The organism is Bradyrhizobium oropedii (genome assembly GCF_020889685.1).
Classification (GTDB): Bacteria; Pseudomonadota; Alphaproteobacteria; order Rhizobiales; family Xanthobacteraceae; genus Bradyrhizobium; species Bradyrhizobium oropedii.
On record NZ_JACMYO010000498.1, the window covers coordinates 1 to 553 of the forward strand.

Below are 553 nucleotides of genomic sequence, written 5' to 3' on the forward strand. Positions count from 1 at the left end.
TCTCTGCCAAGACGCCGACGCGCACCGTCTACCGCTGGGAGCACGAGGCGGTGCTGGACCGGCATCGTGCGCGGATGCAGGACGCCGACGACCAGATGCGCCGCCGGGCCGAACTCGCCGAACATCCCTTCGGCACCCTCAAATGCCGGGCAGGCTACCGTCACTTCCTCGTCCGCGGCTTCGACAAGGTGCGCGGCGAATGGAGCCTGATGGCGCTCTGCTACAACTTCTCCCGCGTGCTGAGCATCCTCGGCATCGACACATTCATGACCTATCTTGCCAATCGGCCATCCATATTGGCGTTCTTGCTGCTCATCACAGCCATCACCGCCCGCCTACAAGCCGGTACACCGCACTTCCGAGCCAAAATATGCCCGGCGCTCCGCTACGCCGTCTAACCAGGGCGCAATACAATTCTTGCCCAGTCTCGAAGCGAAATCCGGGAATCTTCTCTCACGTTCGAGCACCGGCCCCGGATTTCGCTGTGCTCCATCCGGGCTACGATTTCGTAGGGTGGGCGCGCTAGCGACGTGCCCACCATTCTTGCTCCGTG

At 62.6% G+C, this 553-nt stretch carries 1 protein-coding gene; it reads left to right on the plus strand.

The genetic code is table 11. The features are described from left to right. On the plus strand, positions 1-398 hold a 398-nt coding region (locus H8A95_RS43475; RefSeq protein ID WP_229188514.1), incomplete at its 5' end, for a transposase. Positions 399-553: the final 155 nt, after the last annotated feature.